An 18,262-nucleotide genomic window follows, 5' to 3' on the forward strand; every position below is an offset into this window, starting at 1 on the left:
TGCTAAATAAAAAAAAATAAACTTTTGTTTTTTTTTATTTAAAAAGCCTAATTTGGTATTTTAAATAATTTTCAAAAGTTTACTTCTTGGTTTTTAAATCAATAAAACAATTCATGTTTCAGAAAAAATTTAAAATAGGGTTTTTGTGTATTTATCTATTTTTTCTTTTTCATTTTAGATCAAATTGCAACTAGTGAAAGTGGAATTAATCCTAAAAGCGATAGTAATCATCATAATTTATTAGGTTGGGAGCTATCACTAGTTGTTGGAATAATTGGATCATTTGGGCTAATTGGTTTTGGAATAGCTTTAGTAAGATCTTGTTCTAACAACTTCTTCAAATTAATAATTTCTAGTTTCAGCTCATTAGATCCCATAGTTTCAAGTTTCAAAATTTTTACTTTAATGTTATTTAACAAATCTAATGCTTGATTTGCAGCATCCAAAACATGATTTAATTTTTCTTGTCAATTTGTTTGATTTGAATCAACATGATAGATTCAAGATTTTAATGTTTCTTTAGTTGCTTGATTTAATCGTTTATATTTTTCACTATTGTCAATAATATCAATATATTTAAATTTAGCTTTTTCAACTACAGTATCTCCATTTAAATCATCTATTATTTTATGAATTTTTTTAATTACATAATTAACTTTGTCATTATTAATTCCTGCTTTAAATTTATTGCTTGAAATATTATCATTAGGGTTATTAATTGCACTAGTTAATACTTCATTTAAAACATCTACAAATTTTTGATCTTGCTCAGCTCCATTTGTTGCAGCTATATAAGTTGGTGTTAATCGTACAGATAAATAATTATCAACAGCTTCTTGTAAATGAATAAATCGATTATTTATGCCTGAAGCTTGATCGACAATTTTTTGAATATTATCAATATTTTCTTCTTTTGTTTTATTAACATCAATAACATTATCAATTTCAGCCTTAAATTTATTTTTAGCTTCTTGACTGACATCTGGTAATGCATCAATTAAATCTTTTTGATCTTTAATTGCAGTATTAATTATTTTTAAATCATCTAAATGTTTTTTCAAATCTGTTAGTGAAGTAATTGGAATATTGTTTTTAGCTTTTTCTCGCTCAGAATCTAGCAAGTTAGTAAAACTATCAATTGTTTTTTTAGCTTTTTCAAGATTTTGTTGCCCATCTAATTCACTAATTGCTTTTGTACTATTATCTTTAGCTTCAATTAATTTTGTTTGAATTGTTGAATCAAGTAAATTACTATCTTTTAAAGTATTTAGTTTTTTAATTGCTTCATCAAGTTGTTGCTTTTTATCTTCATTTGCTAATTTGTAGTTTGTGCTATTTTTGGCTTCCTTAAGTTTTTTGATTTCATCTTCAATTGTTTTAAGGGTATTTAAAGCATTTTCAGCTTTGTTATCAACATTTTTAACTTCTGCTTTAGATGTAGCATCATCTACTTGATTTTTAATTGCATTTTTCGTTGCATCACTTAAAGGATTAAATGGTTGTCCTGGGTTAGTTTTACTAATTGTTGCATCTTTGGCTTTTTGTAATTCAGTATTGCCATTTAAATTATTTAAAGCTTTTTCAATATCTTGAATTGCTTGATCTAAATCTGTTGGAGTTATTCCATCTTTAATTTTGCCTTGCAATTCAGTTGTGGCGTTTGGTGTAGTTGCCACATCTAAAACATTGTTAGTTGCAGCTTTAACTGCCTCATCTTGCTCAGTTTTATTTTCATCAGTAGCATCTTTATATTTTGCACTGTCCATTGCATTTTTATATTTATTGTATGTATTTTTAAGTTCGTTAAATTTATTGTTTAAATTTTCAGCATCTTTGGCAATGATGTCTAATATTTCTTCAATTGCTGCTTGGGAATTGTTAATGTTGATTGTATTAGCTTTTTCTTTAAATTGATCCTTAACTGTATTAGAAAGATTTGGTTGTCTAGTAATTTTTTTAAGTGTTTCTTTTAATTTGTCATCTATAGATTTAAACTTATCTACTTCAGCATTTAATTTGCTATTATCACCATCAACAGAAGCTGCAATTGTATCCAATTTATCTTGAATTTCTTTTTTAGTTTTGTTATTTAAAGTTGCTAAATCTTCAATCAATTTTTTAGCTTTATTTAAATTGCTATTACCATCAAGATTATTTTTTGCATTTTCAGCATTGGTTATTGCTGTTTGGGATTCATTTTGATTTTTTGTATCAAAAAGATTTTTGTCTAATTGCTCTTTTAACTTATTAATTGCATCTTCATAAACTTGTTTTACATCATTAGAAGCTAATTTGTAGTTTGGATCAGATTTAGCAGTTTCTAAATCATTAATTTTATTTGTTAAATCATTATGAGTATCTAAGGCTTTTTTAGTATTGGCATCTATAGAATTTATTTTATCTTTAGTATCTGTTCCACTATCATCGATTGCTCCATTAATTGCTGTCTTAGTTTTATCATTTAACTTGTTATAAATACCATCTGAGTTATTAATCTTATCTTTTAGATCTTTTTTAGCTTGATCAAGTTGTTTGTTGCCATCAAGTGTAGCTAAAGCATCTTGAATTTGAGTAATTGCATGATCAACACCAGCAGCCGTTGTTCCAGGTTTAAATTTTTCATCAGTTAATGGTTTGAAATCTGCTTCAAAATTATTATAAGTTTTGTTTTCTAAAATTGCTTCTAAAGCTTCTCTGACTTTGATGTTTTGATCAGATTTATTTGCTGTAGTTGCTTCAGTATAGCGAATTGTATTCATAGCATTTTTATAATTTTCAACTTCGCTAGCTAGTTCATTAAATTTATTATTTAATGCTTTAGCTTGTGCTACATGATTTTCAATTTCAGTTATTGTTATAGCTTTAGCACTGTGAACTTTAATATTTTTAACTTTATTGTTAAATTCTTTTTTCAAGTCTTCTGCTAAATGATTTAAATTACTAATCTCGTTATTTGCATTGCCAATTGTCGTGTTAATTTCACTAAATTCATTAACTAAGTTATCTAATTTAGTTTTGCTGTCAATACTATTTAAATCTTTTGTTTTATTTGCAATTGCGTTACGTTGCGGAGTTTGAGGGATATTTTTTAATCCTTCAATTGTTCTAAGCGCTGTATTTTGATTATTAGTTCCATTTAAGCTAGCTTCAGTAGCTTGTGTAGGAGCTAATATGGAATCAATCTCAGCTAATGTTTTATCGAAAATATTTTCTGTATCTACTTTAGCTTTCAAATCATTTAATGCTTTTACAAATTCAGACTGTAAGTTTGGGTCAGCTAGTTTGTAATTTGTTGTCACTTCAATTACTTTTAAGTCATTAAGATTTTTTTCTAACTTAGCCTTATCAATTAATGCTTGCTGCGCTTTTGCTTCTAGTTCTTTTAAAATATCTAAATCTTTGGCAGCTTTAGCCGCTGTTTCAATTGCATTTTTAGTTGATTGGTTTAATGTATTTAAATTTGAGTCTGATGTTAGCTTATCAATTAAAGCTTGAATTGCAGCTTCTAGGACTTGGTCTCCATTTAGTTTTTCTAAAGCTTTTTCAATTACTTTAGATGCTTCTTTTACTTCTTCAATATCTGAGGTTGTTAATTTAGCACCAGTGATATCATAGGTTTTACTTAGTGGGTATGATGGTAAATCATTAAGCACAGACCCTAGAGCATTTAAAACTTCTTGATCAATGTTTGCTTTATTTTCAGAAAGATCATGATTGATTGTTCCGAATGTATTGGTGTAATCTTTTAATTTTTCTTGCAACTTGTTAAATTCATCATTTAAATTACTATATTTATCAACAATTGATTTAATTGCAGTTGTTGCTTCTGTTGTTTCGAGGTTTGTAATGTTAATTGCTGCAGTTTCTGCTTTAGCTTTTTTATTAACATCATCGCCTAAATGAATTAATCCATTAATTGCGGTTGTAGCTTTTCCTAGTTCTGTATCAATTGCTTCAAACGTTGCATCAGCTATATCAAGATCTGTTTTAGAAATAGGTTCATCAGTAGTATTTTTATCAGAATTTGCAATTTCAGCTAATTTAGCTTTTGCTTGATCTTGTTGATCTTTTGTTAAATTAGACAAACTATCAATTTTAGCTTCAGAAGCGGCAAGATTTGCATTTCCATTTAAAGTAATTGATTTAGCTTCTGCTAATGTTTTATTAGCTTTTGCAACATTATCCGAATTAAATAAATCTTGCGTTAAATGATTTCTAAGCGTTGCAAGAATATCACTTAAGTTAGTTTTATTAGCTTCATCAGCTAATTTATAATCAGAAGTTTTTTGCTTAGTTTCTAGGTCTAAAATTTCTGCTTTAATTTTTTCAATTGTTGCTTTAGCATCATTAATGCGATCTTCAATTGGTTTTAAATCATCTAAATTAGTTTTTAAATTAATTTCTTTTTCAATATTATTTTTAAATTCTGGATTTAATTCATTTAATGGTTTTTCATTAACAGACTTTGTTAAATCTGCTTTTTTATTATTTAAAACAACTTCATCACCATTTAAAGCATTTTTAGCTGCATTAATTGCTTGAATTGCAGCAGTTATTTTGTCTAAATTAGTATCTCTAGCTAATTTTAAGGTATCAATTTTATAAGCTTTATTTAATGGGTCTGGCTTGCTTAATTTTGGGTCTACAAGTGTATTTAAAGCATCAAATACAATGTCATTTTGTGCATTTTGATTTGTTGCTTGATCATATTTATCAGCGCCAATAGTGCTTTGATAATCAATAAAAGCTTGATTTACTTTCTCATATTCAGCATTCAATTTTTCTGCTTCAACTTTTACAACATTTACAAGTACCTTAAATTCTTCTAGGGTTTCTTCTGGTTTATTACCATTGCGCGCAAAAATGGCATCCACTTTGGCATTAAATTCTTGTGATAGTTCTACCGAAATATGTGGCATGGCGGCAATATTTGTCTTTACTTCTGTAGCATAATTTGTTTTTTGCTGTGCTAGAACAGCTTCGCCGTCAAGTGCATTTAATGCCGCTTTGATCAAATCAATTGCAACATCTAAATTTGCTTCATTATTTACAGATAATTCATTTGAAGCAATATTTGTAGTTGAATTTAAAACTGTAGTGGTTGCAAAATTTTTCAAAACACTAGCAAGAGCATCCACTACAGCTTTATCTTGTTGGATTTGATTTTGTGCTAATTGATGTTTAGGTTTATCAAATGTTTTTTGATATTCAGCTAATGTTTGTTGTAATTCTGCAAATTTAGCATTAAGTGATGTCGCTTCTGTAACTTTTTTAGCAATTGTAGTTTCAATCTCGTTTTGATTATTATCAATATTGATGTTTGCTAATTCATTTTTAAAATAATCTTGCACTTCTTTTGCTAAGTGACTTAAGTTTTCAATTTCTTTTTTCTGAGTCTCGATAACTTTATCAATAGATTTAAATTTATCAACTAATTCATGCAATGATTCTTTTGAATTAATTTGATTTAAATCATTTAGTTTTTTAATAATGTTTTCTTTTTGTGGTATTTGTGGAACATTTACCAAAGCATTAATGTCTTTAATTGCTTGCTTTTTATTTTCAATACCATTTAAAGCATCTTTGGCAGTATTTGCCTCTGTTGCAAAATTAGCAATATCTTCAGGTGTTTTATCAAAAATATTTTGAGTATTTAATTGATTTTGTAACTCATGCAATTTTGCTTCAAATGTATCTTTTTTAGTTTTATCAGCTAATTTAAAGTTAGGTGTATCTTTAACATCATTCAAGCTTTTAACTGTTACTTCAAATGACTTTTTATTTTCAACAGTTTTTTCAATTCTTTCTTCCAGATCTTCAAGTTCAATGATGTTTTTTACCTTATTTGCTGTATTTTCAATTGCATTTTTAGTTGCTGTATTTAAAATTTTTAAATCAGGGTGATTGTTTAAATTATCAATTAAGTCTTGAATTTTTTGTTTAAATACTGCATCACCATTTAATTTATTTTTTGCTGCATTAATATCATCGATTGCTTTAGATATATCTAAAATATTATTAGTTGACAATTTAGTATCATCAAGATTTATAGTTTTAGCTAAAGCTGTTTCATCAAAATTATCAATTACTTTGGCAAGTGTATCTAACACCTCTTGATCAATTGCATCTTTATTGGTAGAAAGATCATGTTGATTTTCTCCAATTAAATTTACATATTCTTCCAAAGCTATTTTTAATTTATCAAATTCCTGAATTAATTGTTTTTGTTTTTCAACAATTGCATTAATTTGATTTTCTACTTCATCAATTGAAATATCAGTAATATCAATTGCACCCAATTCGGTTATAATTGCTTTTTTAGTTAAATCATTTAAAGGTTTTAAATCATTAATTTCAGATTGCGCTTTGCTTAATTTAGAATCAATTGCTTTTAATGTTTCAACAACCGCCTCAAGTGTTGATTTATTGTTAACTTTACTGCGGTCAGCTAATTTAACTTCGGCTTGTTCGGTTTGATCTTCACTTAAATGAGTTAATGACTCAATTGTAGTTTTTGCATTATTTAAGTTTTCAGCACCATTTAACATGTCATTATTTGCAGCAGTTATTGCGCCATTAGCTTCTGCCAATTTAGTTGCATCAAATAAATCTTGTTGTAAATAATTATTTAAATCAGCAATTACATTATTAAACTCAACTTGCTTGTTACCATCAGCTAACTTGTAATTGTCTAAATCTTTAACTTTTTCAAGTTCAGCAACTTTTGTTTTAATGTCATTAATTGCTTTTGTAACATTATCTATTTTAGTTTTAATTGGTACTAATTCTTCCAATGTAGCTGCAACATTAATTTCAGATTGTGCTTTTTCTTTGATTGCTGTTGGCAATTTGGCTAATGGATTGGTATTGATTAAATTAATTAATTTTGCTTTTTCAGCATTTAAATCAGTAGCTTCTTTAACAATTGTGTCAACTTTTAATTTAAATTCTGCTTCAGTTTCACTGCTATTAGTTGTATCTAATGCAGTTAATTGTTCATCATACTTATTAATTAAATCAGATGATAAAGCAATTAATTTAGCAATATCTTTTTTTGCTTCTGAAACTAATTGAGTTTTCTTATTTTTTAAAACATCATTGCCATCAAGCGCTGCAATTGCAGCAGTAATTTTTTTGCTTGCTGCCTGAATATCAGAAACAACTAAATTTGCTTTAATTTTTAAATTGTTAATATTATATGAATTAACTAAACGTCCATTATCTGTTCTTGCTAATGTGTTGGCATCAGCTCCGGTTCGAGTTGGATCTAAAAGTACAGATTCTAAAGCTGCCATAACTATTTCATCTTGTGCAACTGCATTAGAAGCTTCTATGTATTTTGCAGTATTAAAAGTATTTAAATATTGATCTAATGCCGTTGCTAAATTACTATACTCAGCATTTAAATTAGTTGCATTTTGTTTAATACTTTTTAGTTGTGTTTCAAAATCTGCTTTACTAATTGCAGGATTAGTTACAGTGATATTGCTAATTTGAGTTTTGAATGTATTTTTGGCTGCATCGGATAAATGGCTTAAATTATTAATTACAGAATCACTAGCACTAATTAATTCATTTAAAACTGTTTCTCCATTTAAAGCTGTGATTGCTTGTTGAATTTTTTCAATAGCTTCATCCACAGGTGAGGAAGTGGTAGCAGAAAATACTCCATTAGTAATCGCTGTGGAATCATTTATTGCATCTGTTTTTGGACTTTCTAAAACATTATTTAATGCTGCTTTAACTTTAGCATCTTGAACTGCAAAATCTGTAGCAAAATTATGCTTTGGGGTTGCAAAAGCATCAGTATATTTTTTTAATTTACTTTCTAAGTCATTAAATTTATTATTAAATGATTCAACACCATTTACTTGTGTTTCAATCTCTGTTTTTAAAGTGGCTTCTGTTTTATCACCAAAGCTATAATTTTTAATTCTATTAATAACGGTGGTTTTGTGATTATTATTTGTGTGGGTTTGATTATTGATTTTAGTTATTGCTTGACCTAAAGCATTATTAATGTTTTTAAACATTTCAACTAAAGCATTAAATTTTGTTCTTGTATCTACTCTTGCATTATTAGCACCTAGAATATTTTGAGCTTCATTTTTTTGAGTAGTTCCGTAATTTGGATAATCTTCAATTGCAGCTTTAGCATTATCTAAAACTTCTGTTCCATTTAAATCATTTTTAGCTCTAGAGGTTGTAGTAACTAAGGTATTCAATGTAGTAAGATTTGTATCTAAAACATTTTCTGTTTTGTTTTTTTCAGTTTCTAAAGCTGTTAAACCTGCATCAAAAGCATTACGTTTGTCATTATCTGCAAGACGATAATCCGCTGTTGCTTTGTAATTATTTAAATCGTTTCAATGAGTTTTTAGAGCCTTAACTGCATCAGCTAATGCCGTTACCTTAGTTTCTAAATCATTTAAAGTAGTAAAATTATCAGCATTATCGATTGCTATTGTAATTGCAGATTTGGTATTGTCGTTTAATACATTTCATGGGTCTTGATTTAATTTAGATTTAAGAGTTACTTTTTTATTTTTTAAACCATTTAAATTTGTTTTAGCAGTTTCGGCTGCAGTAACTAAATTTGTAAGTGTATTAGGATTTTCACTATAAATATTTAAATCTTTTTTAGCTTCTAAAGCTGTTAGAGCATCATCATAAGCCGTTTTTAAATTTGTAGTTGCTAAAACATAGTCATCATCAGTTTTATAATTAATCATTTGTGTAATTTGATTAGTTAAAAGGCTAAAAGGATTTGCTAAAGCTGTTGCTTTGGTTTCAATTGCGGTAACTTTATCTACAGTATTTGCGGTTGAATCATCAACCGCTGCAATAATTGCAGCTTTTGTAGCGTTATTTAATTTATTTAATGGGTTTTGCTCTAATTTTGTTTTTAAATTATTTTTAGCTTGAATAACTAAACCATTCAATGCATTTTTAGCAGCTTCAACTTGTTTGACTACTTCATTAACAGTAGTAATTGTAGTACCGGCTTTTAATTTTGCCCTTAAATCACTATCAAAACTATATGTTTGTACAATAACTGATCCAATAGATAATGAAATAATTGATTGCAATGAATTTCTAGCTTTTGCTCATTCTTCATTTCTATTTGTAGCTAAAGTACCATCAGGATTTTTGAAATATCTATCTCTAAATTCTAGAAATGCAGTATTTACTTGATTAAATGAATTGTTTAATGCAGTCGCTTCTGCTGTAATTGGATTAATTTTCTTTTCTAAATCTTCTAATGTTTCACTAGTATTTGTCGAAGCAAATAAACTATCTAATCTTGTTTTAAACTCTTCTTGAAGGTCGCTATGCAATCTATTTAAACCACTAATTAAATTTCTAGCTTCATTAATTTTTTGTTGTTTTTGATTTAGTAATAACGTTTTACCATTTAAAGCTTCTAAAGCAGCTTGAATTTGTGAAATAGCTGTGTCTAGAGTTGCTGAATCTGTAGCAGAAAATATTCCACTAGTAATGCTTGTGGATTTGGAAAGCGAGGTAATTGTAGGTGATTCTAAAACATCATTAAGTGCTTGCACAACTTTATTGTCTTGTTCAGCTTTATTTGAAGCACCATCGTGTTTTACAGTACCGAAAGTAGCAAGGTAATTGTTTAGTTTTATTTCAAGAGGTATAAATTTATTATTTAATGTTTCAATTAAATTTACTGAAGTGTCAATTTCACTTTTTAAATTTCTTTCCGTTTTAGATTCAAATTTAATATTTTTAATTAAATTAATAATACTTGTTTTATAACTAGTTTTAACATGGTCAGCTTTATTAATTTTAGTAATCGCTTCTCCTAATGAATCATTAATATTTTTAAACATTTTAACTAATGCATCAAATTTGGTTCTTGCATCCACTTTTGTATCATTAGCACTTAAAATTTTTTTAGCTTCAGTTTTTTGATTAGTTCCATAATTTGTATAACCTTCAATTGTAACTTTAGCAGCATTTAGCACTTCTCTTCCATTTAAATGACTTTTAGCTGTTTCAGCTGCAGAAACTAAGTTGTTAAATGTAGAAGCTGGCGTTTCTAAAATATTTGCTGTTTTATTTTCTTCATTTTTTAATGCTTCTAAATTCGCATCAAAAACTTGTTGTTTAGCAGCATCCGCTAAACGATAATCAACATTATCTTTATATGGGATTAAATTTGCTAATTTAGTTTTTAAAGCTTTAAATGCATTAGCGACATTTGTAGCTTTTGTATCTAGTGTTTCTAACGTAGCAAAATTATCAGCATTATTAATTGTTGTTTCAATTGCTGTTTTAGTATTGTTATTTAAAATATTTCATGGTTCTGTACTTACTTTTGATAATAACTGTGCTTTTTTGTTTGCTAAACCATTTAATGCTGCCTTAGCGCTTGCTCCAGCAGTCGCCAATGCATTTAATGATGTTGCAGTATCAGTATCGTTATAAATATTAGCTGTTTTTTTAGCTTCTAAGTTAACTAATGATGTATTGAAATTTGTTTTTAAATTTTCACTTGCCAAAATATAATTTTGATCAGATTTATAACTATTCATTTCATTAGCTTGTAAAGTTATTGAATCAACTACACCAGCTAACTCCGTTGCTTTTGCTTCAATTTCTGATAGCTTATCATTAGTAACAAGATTATCAATAAGAGTTCGAATTGCTGTTTTAGTATTGTTATTTAGTTTATTTAAAGGAACTTGATTTAACTTTGCTTTTAATTCTGATTTTTTAGTATTTAACGCTTGAGCTTCATTTTTAATAGCATTAGTTTTTGCGACATATGCTTCATATGTTTCGCTATTATCACTTGCATCAACTGCATTTACTCTTTCTTGAAATGGTAATGCAGAAGTGGTATTGAAATTAGGTAAATCACCAATTTGTCGATTAATTGCTTCTCCATAAGCTGCTTTGTGTAATTTCAAGCCATTGATTGCCTCTGTAGATGCATCTATTTTAGTGATTACATCATTAATTTTTTCAATTGTTGTACCAGCCTTATACTTTACACCGATATTTGCTGCAATTTCATATGTTGTTGTGAATGTAGCTGATAAAGGTCTTGATACAAGAGTATCAATATTGGCTTTTACTTTCCCTCATTCTGCAGCACGATTATTTGATTTTGTGCCATCAGGAACTTTAAAATATTTAGTTCTAAATTTTACTAGTGCATTATTAAGGCTAGTGAAAGATCCTGCTAATTCTGTTGCTTTAGTTTTAATCTGATTTACTTTTATTTCAAAATCAGCCAAAGTTTCAGTTACATTAGTTTTATCTAAATTATCTAATTGTGTTTTAAATTCATTTTGTAAAGCGACATCTAGCTTGACTAAATTACCAATTGCTATTTTTGCTTCATTTACTTTTGCTTGTTTTTGATTTCGAAGTTGTTCAACACCGTCTAAATTGTTTTTAGCTGTTGTTCCTTGTTCAACTAATGTAGTAATCGCAGTAACTGTATCTTCAAAAATATTACCATCTTTTTTAGCTATTAATGCATTTAGCGCATCATCAAAACTACTTTTAGGTCCAGCTGAAGCATTTGTGTAATTTAAATCTGTTTTAAAGTTATTCATTTCAGTAATTTTGACATTAACTAAATCAACAACACCAGCCAATTCTGTTGCTTTAGTTTCGATTTCATTTAATTTCGTTTCTGTATCAGCATTATCAATTGCGCTGATAATCGCTGTTTCAGTTGGAGCATTTAATTTATTTAATGGATTATTATTTAATTTTGTTTTTAATTCTATTTTTTTGTTACTCAATTCTGTAGCTGCGGTTTTAATTGCGTTTGATTTATTAACATATGAGTCATAAGTTTCTTCATCGTCATGAGGATTTAAAGTATCAATTTGTGTTTTGAATAATGCAGCTGAAGCAGCATTAAAACCAGGTAAAGCTTGAATTTGAGTTTTAATTAAATCGCTATAAGCTTTTTTATGATTTTTTAAACCATTTAATGCTTTTGTATATTGTTCTATTTTAGCAATTGCTTCATTAACCTTTTCAATTGTGGTGCCTGGTTTATAAATAATTTCTCGATTATTTTTAATTTCATAACTTGTGCTTATGAAATTATATAAAGTAGTAGTTATAAGTGGATTTATACTTGCTCTAACTCTATTTCACTCTCTGTCTCTATTATCAGCTTTAGTACCTTCTGGATTTTTATAATATTTATTTCTGAATTTCACTAGAGCTTCATTAAGTGGCGTAAAAGAATTTTGAAGTTCAATAGGTGATGCTTTAATGGTATTAACTTTTGCTTCAAAAGCAGTTAGACTTTCAGTTTTATCTGAAATGTCTAAATCATTTAATTGTTCTTTATATGTGTTTCTTAGCCCTGGAGCTAATTTATTTAAACGGTCAATTGCTGCTTTTGCTTCAGTAACTTTTTGGCGTTTTTGGTTTTGAAGTTGTTCGATACCATCTAAGCTGCTTTTCGCTGTTGATCCCGCATTAACTAATGTAGTAATCGCAGTAGCTGTATCTTCAAAAATATTACCATCTTTTTTAGTTACTAATGAAGCTAAAACTGTATCAAAATTATTTTTTAGTGTGATTGAAGCATTTGTGTAATTTAAGTCAGATTTGTATGTTTCCATTTCGGTAACTTTTGCTGAAATTGAATCAATAACACCAACTAACTGCATTGCTTTAGTTTCGATTTCATTAACTTTTGCAATAGTGTCAATTGATGTGGCTTCCAATGTTGTTCTAATTGCATTTTTAGTTGCGTCATTTAATTTGTTCAAAGGCACTTGTGATAATTTTGTTTTTAATTGATTTTTAGCTTGGATAACAAGACCATTTAAAGCATCTTTAGCAGTATTTATTTCATTAATTTTTTGATCTATTTTGGCAGTTGTGGTTCCCAGCTTAAACATTACAGCTGTGTTATTTTGTAATTCATAAGTTCTTGTTAAATTTCTGTCTAATGTAGAAGTCACAAGTTCCTCAATTGATTTTAAAACTTTTTCTTTTTCAATATCTTTATTAGTTGCAAGTGTTCCATCAGGATTTTTAAAGTATCTTTCTCGAAATTGAATTAAAGCATTATTCATTTCTGAAAATTTATTATTTAAATTTGTTGCTTCTTGTTTAATTTCATTAACTTTTGTTTCAAAAAAAGCTAATGTTTCTCCTACATCAGTTTTATTCAAGCTATCTAATTTTGTTTTAAACTCATTTTTTAAATTATTGTCTAACTTATTTAAGCGATTAATTGTATTTTTGGCTTCAGTAATTTTTTGTTGTTTTTGATTTTGTAATTGCGATTCTCCATTAAGATCTCTAATAGCTTCTTGAATTCTCGATATAGTAGTAGTTATTGCTCCAGAACCAGTAATAGAAAATATACCACCAGCAATACTAGTAGTTTTTTCCAATGTTGTGATTTGTGGTGTTTGAATAATGCTATTAATTGCTGTTTTAACTTTATTATCTTGCTCTACTTTATTTGAAGCATCATCATGCTTTACCGTTCCGAATGTGTCAGTATATTCTTTTAATTTAGCTTCTACTTCTGCATACCGATTATCGAAAGCTCTAGCATTAACTAAATCTTCTCCTGATAAAATCATATTTTTAATTTCTGTTTCAGATTTAGTACCAAAGGCATAGGCTTTAATTCGATTAATTACCGCTGTTTTATGCGTATTATTCATGTGAACAAAATTGTTAATTTCATTTATTGCTTGACCTAAGTATTCGTTAATTTTTTCAAACATCGCCACTAGGGCATCGAATTTTGATTTTGTATCTACTCTTGCATTTTTAGCACCCAAAATATTTTTGGCTTCTGTTTTTTGATTTGTTCCATAATTTGCATAAGTATCAATTTTGGCTTGAGCTTCAATTAAAATTCTTGCTCCATTTAAATCATTTTTTGCTTTATTAATATCATTAATTACATTTTCTACTTTTGCAATTGTAGTTGCAGATTGAAACATAACTGCAGTATTATTTTGTAGTTCATAGGTTGTTGTTAAATCTCTTGATAACTTCTGGGCAACAATTGTCTCAACTGCAGCTAATACTTTTTCTTTTTCACTATCTTTATTAGTTGATAATACACCGTTTGGATTAGTAAAATATGTATTTCTAAAATCCGTCAAGGCGGAGTTCATTGTTACAAAAGCATTATTTAGGTTAGTTGCTTCAGTTGTGATTGAATTTAATTTTGTCTCAAAATCTGCTAATAATTCAGATGAATTAGTGGTACTTATTGAGTTAATTTTAGCTTGAAATTCATTTTTTAAATTTGTATCTAATTTATTCAAATTTTGAATTAATGTTATAGCTTCAGCTTTTTTAGCAGCTTTTTTCTTTTTTAATTCTTCTACACCGTTTAAAGCAGCTTTTGCTGCATTAATTTTAGAAATTGCTTGATTAATATTAATTACTGAAACTCCTAATCTAAATTTAAGAGAATCTATAGAATAATCTTTTTTTAATAATCCATCATTTGGTCTTCAAAGAGTTTTTGCATTTTCTCCAGTACGTGTCGGATCTGAAAGTACAGATTCTAACGCTTTAAAAACTTTTTCGTCTTCAACAGATTTATTAGTTGCTTCAGTATATTGGATCGAACTCAATAGATCTTTATAACTATTAAAAGTTGAAGTTAAATCACTGAATTTATCATTTATTAATTTTGCTTTATTGGTGATTTCATTTATTTTGTTTGTTAATTTTGCTTCGTTATCATATTTTTCTAAATTATCTGCTATGTTTAATTCATCAATTTCTTCATTAAATTTTGCTTTTAAAAGGTTTGATAATTTATCATATGATCTAATTTTATTTTCACCTTTTGATATTAATTCTTGAACTTTTGTAAACCAAGCTCTTAAATCACCTTCTAAAGCTTGATAAGCCTGTCTAACTTTTTGAATTGCATTTTTAAATCTATTAATTTCTTGTAATAATGTGGTTGAAAAAGTAGAAACATTCATAGTTTCCGCTTCTTTAATGGAGTCATCATAAGCTTTTTTCAAAGCTTCGCTTGCATGGGTATAATTTAAAGATTTTCTTTGGGAAGGGGCATCTGTGAATAATTTTTTATAAAGAACCATTTGTTGATCTAATGAATCAATTTCGGATTTGTTATTTTCAAATGATTTAATAAAAGCTTCGTTTAAATTGTCTTGAGTATGAACGTTTGTAAGTTTTGCTTCGGCTCATTTTGCCATTAAACTTTTAATAGAATCTTGTTGGCCTTTTGTTAAATTTTTTTTTGACTCAATATATCAATTAAGATTTCTTGAAAATCCATCTAATTCATTTCATGTTGAAACAATATGAATTGCAATAGATTCCAAGGTGCCTACATTTACTTGGTTAAAATTTTTATTAATTATCTCATCAGCTAGTTTTCAGTAAGAATCGAATTTTGCCTTTAGTGTTGGATCAGCATTATTATAATGGTCATAATATTTACTACCAGGTCTCTTTTTCGGGCTAATAGAAGCAAAAGAAGCTCGAATTTTACCCATTGCTGTATCAGCTCTTCTAATTTGATCTTGTCAGTACGCAGTGGAAAATGTTGGTATATTATTATAGTAAAATTTTTGAGCTTCATTTAAGCTTTTGAAAACACGATTAATTCACTCAGATAATGATTCATTTCATCTTTGAGATTCGTAGCCAGAGACAGAAAGCACAGCACCCAATAATGGTGTTGTAGATAATATTGTTAAACTAGTTTTTTTCAAAACATTATTTGTTTTACTAGTTTTTGGATTTTTGGAGCTTTTCATTAAAACCTTCTTTCAGAAACGTATTTTTATAACTTAAAAAAACAAAATAATTTAAGAAATAAAAATAAATTTTGACTTTTAGATAAAAACTGAATTAAAGCAAGTTTTGAATATTTTTTTTGTTTTTTTACAAAAAAATTACTAACAACCAGAATTAGCATGGTCTCTATTTATTAGTACCTATATTTTAATATATATATATATATATATATAAAGCAAATAGAGATTTGAGTTGCTTTTGTATAAAAAAAGTAGCAATTAAAATTGCTACCTCGCCATTTACTAATGGTGATTGTAATTTAATTATGATTAAATAAATTTTTCAGCAAATTTTTCAAATGCTGCAATTTTTTCATCTTCTAAGAAAATTCTTAAAGTTATATTTTTAGTGTTTTCTTTTACAAAATTATCAACAACTTTAATGTCATAAGGCTGAATTTTATTTTGAATTGATTTTATAATTTCTGCAATTGATTGATTCGATTGTAAAGAAACTGTTAAATCTCGTGTTTTTAATGGCTCTGAATTATAGGTTTGAAATTTAAGTGTTGAATTATGTCTTTTTGGTTCAATTATTTCAGCATAAAAAGCTTCAGGCAAATTATATTTAGGGTGCGGCTTTCCAATTCAACCTACTAATTGTTCATTGTAATAAATATGGGCACTGACACCATTGTGATAAAACTCAGAATTTGTTCTTTTGAACTGCAACTTATTTTGGTACAAAGCTTGTAAATCGTTTTGCATTTGTTGAAAATTTTTAGTAGTTGAAGCTAATGCTATTACTCTATCAATTTCATTTACCATACCAATATCAAAAATTGAAATATCTTCAATTTTGCGTTTTTGATTATAATCAATAACTTCAGCAAGTGAAATTAAAAATGAGTTACGAATTACTTCCCTTTCTTTTGAAACGAAAGTTTTTAAAACAATATCTTTTTGAAAATCAAATGGATTAAAAAAATTTTTTTCCGTTGAAATTAAACTATAAGTTCAAACCTGTTGATACCCCATTGCTGCAATTGCTTGATGGAAGTCATAATAGGCATAAATGTCTTCCAAACTATTTTGTACAGGTTTAGCAGGCGCAAAATTAGCATATGAATAAAATCTAAAAATTTCTTCAATAACATCTTCTTTTGAATTAACATCATGACGATAAGCAGGAACTTCAATTTGTTGTTCTAAAAATTTAAATCCTAAAATTTCTAGCGATTTTTGAGTTTTGACAAATTGTGGCGTTGTTGTAATTTTGCTCCCTGCAATTTGATTTACAAAATTTAGGTCAAAATCAATTAATTTGTTTTCAATTTTAGGTAAATTAATTGCAGGTGAAAAATTAATTAAATAACTTGAAAGAAATTTATGTCCCAATAATAATGTTCCTAACGAAATTTGTTTTGAAGATTGTTTTGAAGAATTGGATTCCATTTTAATTTCTTTAACAGTATGGCGCACTTTTTTAACTGGAAAAATCCCTAGTTCAAAAACTACATTTTCAGTTGTTTCGGTAATTTTGGTGAATTCCCCTCCCATAACTCCAGCTAAAGAAACCGGAATTTTTTTACTATTGACAATTGCTAAAGCGTTGTTTAAGTCTAATGTTTTATTCCCTAAAATAGTAAAATTACCACTATAATCGGCTGCATATAATAAATTACTTGCTAGTTTAGCCTTATCATAAGCATGAACCGGCATTCCAGTCATAATTAAAGTTAAGTTTGTTAAATCTACAACAGGATCAATTAATTTAATATTTGATTTCATTAATAAAAATTGCTCTTGAATACTAATGGGTTTTAACTCATTTGTTGCTTCAATCAAAGTTAAAATTCCTTCTTTATTTGCGGCTGCAAAATCCGATTTTAAATTACCTTGAAAAAATTCTAGGTCATTTCATTTTGTATTAAAATAGGCAGCCAATTCTCGCGACATAATTAAATAAGAGTTTGCATCAGAGCGATTTGACAAAACTGAAACATCAATTAAGTAATCATCTAAATCAAAATATTCCATTGGATCCAAATTTAAATCAACTGCTTCAAAAGTATAAATTCCTTCAACAAATTCTTCAGGCAAAGAATCTTTAAAAAAACCCATTTCAGTTAACGAAGCTAACATTCCTTCAGAAACAATTCCTTGCAACTCCTTAGCAGCAAATGTTATGTCGCCAGATTTAGCTCCAGGTACAAAAGCAACTAAATAATCACCCACTTTGACATTTGTGGCTGTAGTTTGAATAATTCGATCTTGATCAGCAAATTTGATTTCACAAACATTTAAACGATCAGCATTAGGATTTTTATAAATTTTTTGAACATGGCCAAATTTTATTCCACTAACTTGTGAGAATTTTGTATAACCTTCTACTTCAAAACCAATATTGTTTAAAGCTTTAACAACTTCATTAACCTCGACATTGATATTTGCTAATGTTTTTAATTTTTTATATGAAAATATCATTTATTTCGCTCCTTTAA

Annotated in this window: 2 protein-coding genes; both read right to left on the bottom strand. The window is 27.7% G+C overall.

The window, feature by feature from the left end; all coding sequences use genetic code 4:
* Positions 1-155: 155 nt before the first annotated feature.
* Positions 156-15,779 (bottom strand): hypothetical protein, encoded by a 15,624-nt coding sequence (locus ACW95P_RS03285; protein ID WP_457961806.1) that lies wholly within the window; start codon positions 15,777-15,779, stop codon positions 156-158.
* A gap of 309 nt (positions 15,780-16,088) precedes the next feature.
* On the bottom strand, positions 16,089-18,245 hold the full coding sequence (locus ACW95P_RS03290) for a phenylalanine--tRNA ligase subunit beta (RefSeq protein ID WP_457961807.1): 2,157 nt from the start codon (positions 18,243-18,245) through the stop codon (positions 16,089-16,091).
* Positions 18,246-18,262 lie beyond the last annotated feature (17 nt).

Source organism: Mycoplasma pogonae (assembly GCF_054170725.1).